General features: G+C 43.5%; 7 protein-coding genes. 2 read left to right on the top strand and 5 right to left on the bottom strand.

Going from position 1 to position 7979, the window contains the following annotated elements:
• Positions 1-91 precede the first annotated feature (91 nt).
• Complete coding sequence (locus KI742_RS11745; protein ID WP_025998626.1) at positions 92-556, bottom strand: Lrp/AsnC family transcriptional regulator; 465 nt, start codon at positions 554-556, stop codon at positions 92-94.
• 140 nt (positions 557-696) lie between these two features.
• Between KI742_RS11745 and KI742_RS11750 the strand changes: the two genes are divergently transcribed.
• Positions 697-1791, top strand: coding sequence for a PLP-dependent cysteine synthase family protein (locus KI742_RS11750; protein ID WP_005389952.1), 1095 nt, complete (start codon positions 697-699; stop codon positions 1789-1791).
• Between the two features lie 61 nt (positions 1792-1852).
• Here KI742_RS11750 and KI742_RS11755 read toward each other — a convergent pair whose 3' ends face one another.
• A complete protein-coding gene (locus KI742_RS11755) occupies positions 1853-2170 on the bottom strand; it encodes a DUF1244 domain-containing protein (RefSeq protein WP_005378586.1) in 318 nt (105 codons plus the stop codon).
• Positions 2171-2384: 214 nt separating this feature from the next.
• Between KI742_RS11755 and KI742_RS11760 the strand changes: the two genes are divergently transcribed.
• Positions 2385-2960: a porin family protein gene (locus tag KI742_RS11760; RefSeq protein ID WP_213871758.1), complete on the top strand. Its 576-nt coding sequence runs from the start codon at positions 2385-2387 to the stop codon at positions 2958-2960.
• Positions 2961-3050: 90 nt separating this feature from the next.
• Here the strand turns inward: KI742_RS11760 and KI742_RS11765 are convergent, their stop codons facing one another.
• From KI742_RS11765 to KI742_RS11775, 3 genes are all read right to left on the bottom strand, one after another.
• Entirely contained in the window at positions 3051-3248 is a 198-nt protein-coding gene (locus KI742_RS11765) for a type II secretion system protein (protein ID WP_031781369.1), read from the bottom strand.
• Between the two features lie 221 nt (positions 3249-3469).
• Positions 3470-6583, bottom strand: coding sequence for a multidrug efflux RND transporter permease subunit VmeF (gene vmeF / locus KI742_RS11770; RefSeq protein WP_285386149.1), 3114 nt, complete (start codon positions 6581-6583; stop codon positions 3470-3472).
• Positions 6583-7677: an efflux RND transporter periplasmic adaptor subunit gene (locus tag KI742_RS11775; protein WP_005389959.1), complete on the bottom strand. Its 1095-nt coding sequence runs from the start codon at positions 7675-7677 to the stop codon at positions 6583-6585. Before KI742_RS11775 ends, vmeF begins: the two co-directional genes overlap by 1 nt.
• Between the last annotated feature and the right edge of the window lie 302 nt (positions 7678-7979).

The raw sequence follows: 7979 nt of genomic DNA on the forward strand, positions 1-7979 counted from the left end.
AAATAGTTTTAAAAGCATAATCAAACTACCTTTTAACATTTAAAATACTAAAAGGTAGAATTAACATTAGATAGAATTCTTATAGGGCGAGTTATTTTAGGATTGGTAACTCTGTTGTGTATTTAATGGACTCCATAGCAAATGTTGAAGTCACATTAGATAGCCCTTTTACGCTATTAACTAACCGCTTATAGAATTCGTCAAAACACTTCATATCTTTGACTAGTACTTTCATCATGTAGTCATACTCGCCAGCCATACGATAAAACTCCATTACCTCAGGAAAGTCACTCACAGTTGTAACAAAATGGTGATACCAACCTTCGGAATGATCAATCGTTTTTAACTGAACAAATGCAATGAAAGATAGCTCGAGCTTTTCTGCACTTAACAACGCCACGCGTTTTTCGATGTAGCCCTCTTCTTCCAACCTTTTCAAGCGCTTCCAGCATGGTGTTGTAGTAAGATTGACTCGCTCAGCCACGTCATTTAATGACAAGGTGCTGTCGGTTTGTAGTAAAGCAAGCAGCTGCTTATCTATTCGATCTAAACTCATTTCTATAAAACCCATAAAATGTAGAAATTTTTTCTACAAAAATCTTTATTAAGAGTAACAATAGCAAAGTTTTTCTCGAAAATTATAGATAAATTATCCCTATCTAATACTTATCTATCGATTTCCCAAGGAGAGACGCCATGTGTACTGACCACAATTGGATCAACAATGCAGTGCGTAAAATTGAAGCAGACTTCCAACGTTCTGCTGATACTCACTTATTTAAACTCGAACTACCTTCTCTTGATGGTATCGATATCTATCTAAAAGATGAGAGTACGCACCCTACAGGCTCTCTTAAGCATCGATTGGCGCGCTCATTGTTTCTTTATGCTATTTGTAATGGATGGATTGGTCCTGAAACCACTGTAATCGAGGCGTCCTCAGGCAGCACTGCCGTTTCGGAAGCGTATTTTGCGCGTTTACTTGGCTTACCGTTCATTGCCGTCATGCCGAAAACCACTGCACGTAAAAAGATCGAACAAATTGAATTTTACGGTGGTAAAGCGCACCTTGTTGAACGATCAGATCAGATTTATGACGAGTCTCGACGCTTGGCTCAAGAGCTAAATGGTCACTACATGGACCAGTTTACTTATGCTGAACGCGCTACTGACTGGCGCGGTAACAACAACATCGCGAACTCTATCTTTAGCCAAATGGAGTTAGAAGATCACCCGATTCCTAGCTGGGTAGTGATGAGTCCTGGAACAGGCGGCACATCAGCAACCATTGGCCGTTTTATTCGTTACCAAAAGTACGACACCAAGCTTTGCGTGGTAGACCCTGAAAACTCAGTGTTTTACGACGCTTTCCAGTCAGGAAATCACTCATTGAAAGGTGATACTGGCAGCAAAATTGAAGGTATCGGGCGACCACGTGTCGAACCAAGCTTTATTGCTGGTGTCATTGATGAAATGCGCAAAATTCCAGACGCAGCCAGTGTGGCAACTGCCCATTGGGTATCTCAGCTGATTGGGCGTAAAGTCGGCGCATCAACAGGCACCAATCTTTACGGCGTGCTGCAATTGGCTTGTGAGATGAAACAACGCGGTGAGAAGGGTTCAATCGTGACGCTTCTATGTGATTCTGGAGAGCGTTACCTAGATACGTATTATGACTTAACATGGGTAAAAGAGAACATCGGCGATATTCAACCTTACTTAGCTCAACTCGAAGTCATTCAAGCAAAAGGTTGCGTTGAGCCAGCTTGTTGCGGCTCAACTAACGCTTAACGTGCAAACTGGACTTTAAAAAACAGCCCAACTTCATGCGGGCTGTTTTTATCGCTGGGTTTTACTTTTTCTGGCGCGCTTCAAACGCAGCCAATTGTTCTGGAGTTGCCGCTGGTTGATGATTTTGTTTCCACTCATCGTAAGTCATGCCGTAAACACGTTCGCGAGCGTCATCAATATCTAAATCCAAACCGAGATTTTCAGCCTCAGATTTATACCATTTGCTAAAGCAGTTGCGACAGAAGCCCGCAAGGATCATCAGGTCGATGTTTTGTACGTCTTTGTTGGCATCTAAATGCGCCAATAAACGGCGAAATGTCGCCGCGTCTAACTTATCTTGTTCTTCTTGAGTCAAGTTTTTGTATTTGAATTCAGCCACTTTCCTTTCCTTCTCTCTTATTTAGCTAGCTTTCGTCACCATATCTAGTTAGTCGGTAGTCATGAGTAAGAAGTATGCTTTAGCGCAACAATTCCCACTCTAAAATCACTACCTTTGATAAAAGCTGATATGATAATTACCATCCATCCTATTGATTAAATTAACATTTAAACAAATCATTACAACGGTCTTTTACCAAGGTTATCGTCTAGTTATGAAAAACGCCATTCTATTATTGTCTGCCTTGACCATTAGCGTGCCAACTTTAGCTGCTCAAGAACAAGCTCATCAATCTTATTTTTATCTGGGTACTGGTAACGTTGGTTTTGATACACCGTACTTCGGCTCGGATAGAGACAATGAGTGGTCAACACCACATATCACCGTTGGCTGGGGTTACCATGTAAACCAATACCTCGCGTTTGAAGGGGTTCTGCGCTATTCACAAAATGAACTTAAGAACAATGCTCTAAAAACTGACTTAGATCTTCACTATTACCAAGCAGGTATGTCTGCTGTTGTAACAAGTGATAACTTAGGCGATACGCCACTATCACTATTCGGTCGCGTAACAGCGCTTGGCACTCAAGCCGAAATGTACGTACCAAACGAACAAAAAGTCACAGATGATTCAGGTGCACTATTCAACATCGGTGCTGGTGTCCATTGGGATATGAGCAAAGATATCTGGTTACGCGCAGAGTACATTTATAATGTCGCGGATATGGGTTTTGAAGATTTTTACGACAGCTACGAAGGTGTACAAATCAGCCTAGGGAAACGCTTCTAACATTAGATAGCACCAAGTTTCCATAATTGAAAAACAAAGAAGCCGAGTGTTTTGCCTCGGCTTCTTTTAGATTCTATAGTATGTCGTCATTTACTGAACAGAGAACGTTTCTGTTGCCTCTTTGTTCACATGGTTGCTTGGTTGACCAGCATCGAGAGAATGCAAAATACCATCTTGACGATCTTTTAATGCATTCGTCAACGTTGGAAGTGCGGTAGTTGCTAGCAACGCCATAACACCTGCAACTAAAACCATTTCGACCATGTAACTACCACGTACTTTTTTCAAGGAAACACCTCAATAATAATAGGCATAGGCTGCTTTCCTAGCATTAAACCTAACAAGACCCAACATTCAGTCAAAACGATGAGCGAGTCCTGTGCCCCTCGAATAAGTGGCGAAATAATAAACAAAAATAATCATTAAATCTATAAGTAATCACTATCTATACAAAAAAACACCGAACAAAAATTGCCCGGCGTTTTCAATCAAAGCTTTACGTGCTACTGCTAGGGGTGGGCAACACGGCCCTTCGTATCATGGCTAATTGCTTTGTTTAACTCTGCTTCTACATGACCTGGTGCTTGTGTTTTCGCCGAAATCAATTGGTACATTGCCGGGATAACAAACAAGGTCACCAATGTCGCAAACCCCATCCCGAAAAAGATAACCGTACCCACGGCAATACGGCTCTCATAACCCGCCCCTGTCGATACGATCAACGGAATTGCGCCAGCAAGTGTGGTAAACGCAGTCATCAAGATTGGACGTAGACGTCGCGCAGCTGCATCAATGATCGCTTTTTCAAACCCAACGCCACGATCACGTAGCTGATTGGCAAATTCTACGATCAAAATACCGTTTTTCGTCACCATACCAATCAACATGATCATGCCAATCTGGCTATAAATGTTCATACCTTGGCCCATAATAACCAAACCAAGGAAGCCACCAAATACACCCATCGGCACCGTAAACATGACCACTAACGGGTTTACGAAGCTTTCAAACTGAGCCGCCAACACGAGATACGCCACTAGTAGTGCCAATGCAAACACAACAGCAACACTTGCTTGGTTCTCTTTAAAGTCTTTCGACTCCCCCGAATAGCTCACCGAAATGTCACCCGGTAAGTTGTCGATGGCTTCCTGGTCTAGATAATTCAGCGCATCTCCTAATGTATAACCTTCCGACAGGTTGGCAGTAATAGTGATGGACTTCTGTTTGTTGTAGTGAGAAAGACGAATAGAGGCCGCCACTTCTTCAATTTTTGTGACCGCATCTAACGTCACTAGCTGACCGCTATTCGTGCGCAGATAAATCTGACTTAAATCTGCAGCATTATTAAAGCTATTTTCATCACCGCGAAGATACACATCGTACTCTTCGCCACGCTCAATATAAGTCGTTTCGCTTTTACCACCGAGCATGATTTCTAGGGTGTCAGAAATGTCTTTAACACTGACTCCTAGCTCTGCGGCACGCTGTCGGTCAACTGTAACCAATAACTCAGGCGTTTTTTCCGAGTAATCTATCTCTGCTCCTTCCATCATTGGTGATTCTTCTGCTTTGTTCTTTAGCATTTCAGCCCAAACAACGAGCTCACCGTAATCAGAGCCGCCTAATACGAACTGAACTGGCTCACTCGAACCACCTTGGAAACCTGGCATAAATGGGAACACTCGAACATCTGGGATACCCGCCAATTCTTTACGTACTTTGTTAAGGGCTTGCTGAGCCGTGATATCACGTTCGTTCCAATCTTCTAGAATCATGATCACAAAGCCTGTCTGGTCTCCTGCCTGGCCACCAAACGCTGGCGTTTGGATGCTGAATGACTTCAGATAACCTTGCCCTAGTAATGGCATCAATCGGTCTTCGACAATATCCATATTGGCTGACATACGATTGTATGACGTAGCATCTGCACCGCGCACAAACGCGAATATCACACCGCGATCTTCTTGTGGGGTCAGCTGGGCCGGTACCTGATTCATCAAGAAATAGCTACCGCCCAAACAAGCTAGAATCACCAGCGGAGCAGCCCAACGTACTTTCAATGCACCTTTCAATAATGCGCGATAGCCACTCTCAAGCTTGCTAAACAAGCGATCAACCGCTTCATTGAATCGATTTGGTTTTACATTCGCTTTCAAAATCTGACTACCTAATACAGGAGTCAGCGTCAGGGCAATCAAAGAGGAGAATATGACCGACATAGCCAGCAATACAGAAAACTCTGTAAATAGTAGACCTACCATGCCATCCATAAAGGAGATCGGTAAGAACACCATCACCAGCACTAATGTTGTTGCTATAACAGCAAAACCAACCTCTCTTGTGCCTTTATATGCGGCGAGTAATGGCGATTCACCGCGTTCAATATGGTGGAAGATATTCTCTACAACCACAATTGCGTCATCCACCACCAAACCAATCGATAATATCAACGCCATCAAGGTGATCAAGTTGATAGAAAACCCAAAGTAGTACGCGGCAATGAACGAAGAAATCAGAGAAACAGGTACCGTAACCGCAGGAATTAAGGTTGCACGAGCTTGGCCGATGAAAATGTACAATACCAAAATCACCAAGCCGCCCGTGATAAATAGCGTGCTGTACACCTCTTCGATTGAACGCTCGATAAACACTGTCGCGTCGTAATCTATCGCAAGACGTGTACCTTCTGGTAAGAACTTCTGGATGTTATCGACTTCAGACCTAACCAGCTTCGCAACCTCTAACGGGTTTGCGTCTGACTGCGGTACCACACCAAGACTGATGTTTACTACACCATCACTTTTGAAGGTTGAGTTTTCGTTTTCTGCACCAATGAAGACATCTGCTACATCTTTTAAATAGATAGGTGTATTGTCGCTTGCGCGTTTAATGACAAGATATTGAAAATCTTCAGGCGTGTTATAAGTACGAGCCGTACGCACGGACATTACTGTTGAGTCGTTGCGAACTTCACCTCCTGGGCTTTCTAGGTTCTCACTTCGCAAAGCTGATGTAATGTCCGAAGCTGTAACTGAACGTCCAGCCATTAGTTCTGGCTTAAGCTTCACGTACATGACCTTGTACAAACCACCGGAGAGATCAATGGAGCTAACCCCAGAGATCAGGCTAAAGCGGTCCATCAATACACGTTCGGCATAATCCGTTAATTGAGTACGGTCCATCTCTGCAGAACTGAGATTGATGTAGAGCGATGCCTCTCCCGAGCCATTGTTCTTATAAACAATAGGGTCATCCGCTTCATCAGGTAGCGAGCGCTGAGCACGAGCCACGGCATCACGCACGTCGCTCACACCTGTGTTGAGATCGTAACCTAATTCAAACGTGATCGTGATACGCGACATGCTGTTACGAGTAGTGGAGCTAATTTCATCAACTCCACTGATCCCAGAAAGCTGGTCTTCCAAAACGGAGGTAATTTGGCTTTCAATAATAGTCGCCGATGCACCCTCATAACGCGTACTGATAGAAACGACTGGGCTTTCTATATCAGGCATTTCACGAACGGCTAATTTGGTGAATGACACAAAGCCAAACACACACAACAGCATGCTCAGAACCAACGCCGCGACAGGGCGTTTAACTGAAACGTCGGACAGTAACATTAGTTTTCTTCCTCATCCGATTCACTGTCATTGCGTGTCACATCCGTGGTGTTCGCTTTTAGTGGCGCGACAATTTCTTTCACTTCGACACCATCACGCATGTTAACAATGCCTTGAACCACAATCTTGTCACCAATCTCAACACCAGATTCGATCACCACCTCGTTACCAACACGAGCACCTAGCGACACTTCTTGACGAGTAGCTTTGTTGTTTTCATCAATTACATATACAAAACGTTTAGTTCCGGAGTATTCAAGCGCTTGAACAGGAATGATTGGCGCCTTAATAGCAGGAAATGCTAGTGAAGCGTTCATCAACATGCCCGGCTTCAATTGATTTTCTGGGTTATCAAACTCAATACGCACGCGAAGATTCAGTGTTTCGGCGCTGATACGCGTATCAATACCTGTGACTTGACCAGTAAAGATCTGGCTACCCCATGCACTGGTTTTAGCGATGACTTCCATACCAATAGAAAGCATCGATAAATAGCGCTCCGGTACTTGTAAATCCAGTTCCATGACGGAAAGATCATCCAACGTCAAAAGTTCAGTACCCGCACTGACCATTTTGCCGCGGCTAAAATCGATAAAACCAACAGTGCCAGAAAATGGAGCAGTAATATGGAGATCAGCTAAATTGGCTTGAGCAGCATCTAGCCTCGCTTGTGCTATTTCAACACTGGCTTTTTGTGCATCGATTTCAGTTTGAGTAATCGCATTCCGCTTAACCAAACGTTGGAACTCTTTTAACTTACGCTGTTCATCTTTTAGATACGCCTTTGCCTCAATCAAAGCGGCTTGAGCCTTATCGTCATCTAACTTAATTAATAACTGGTCTTGCTGAACATTTTGATTCGCTTTAACAGCGATTTGATTCACTTTGCCGGCGACTTCCGATGCGACGACCACAGACTCCGCTGCCTTTAATTTGCCGATAAGAGTTAAGGATTGATTGATCTCGTGCGTTTCTACTTGTTCAGTCACAACGGTAACCGCTGAGCCTCCTCGCATCGCAGCGCAAACCGATGGAGAACTCAGTAATATAGAAAGCGTTAAAACAGATAACGATAACGTGGCTTTCATGCTCATGATATTGACTTCTAAACGAATAAACTTATGTCATTAAACTGCTTACAGTTTATCAGTAGATACGGTGTTTAACGTCAAGTAGTGTAAATTCAAGTAAAAAGCGCGCTTCTCTTCTGTTCAAAGGACAAACAAAACGCTGACTTTCTACCATCTTTGCCCAAAAAGACAGCATTCAACGTAAAAACGTAAGAAAAACGCTTTACAGCCTGAGCGAGTTTGCTATGATTCGCTCCGCACTTGGGAGATGAGTTGGGAAAACATCTTACTAAGTATAAAAATCCTCTGGAGGGGTTCCCGAGTGG

It is taken from the genome of Vibrio sp. D417a, assembly GCF_030248595.1.
Taxonomy (GTDB): Bacteria; Pseudomonadota; Gammaproteobacteria; order Enterobacterales; family Vibrionaceae; genus Vibrio; species Vibrio alginolyticus.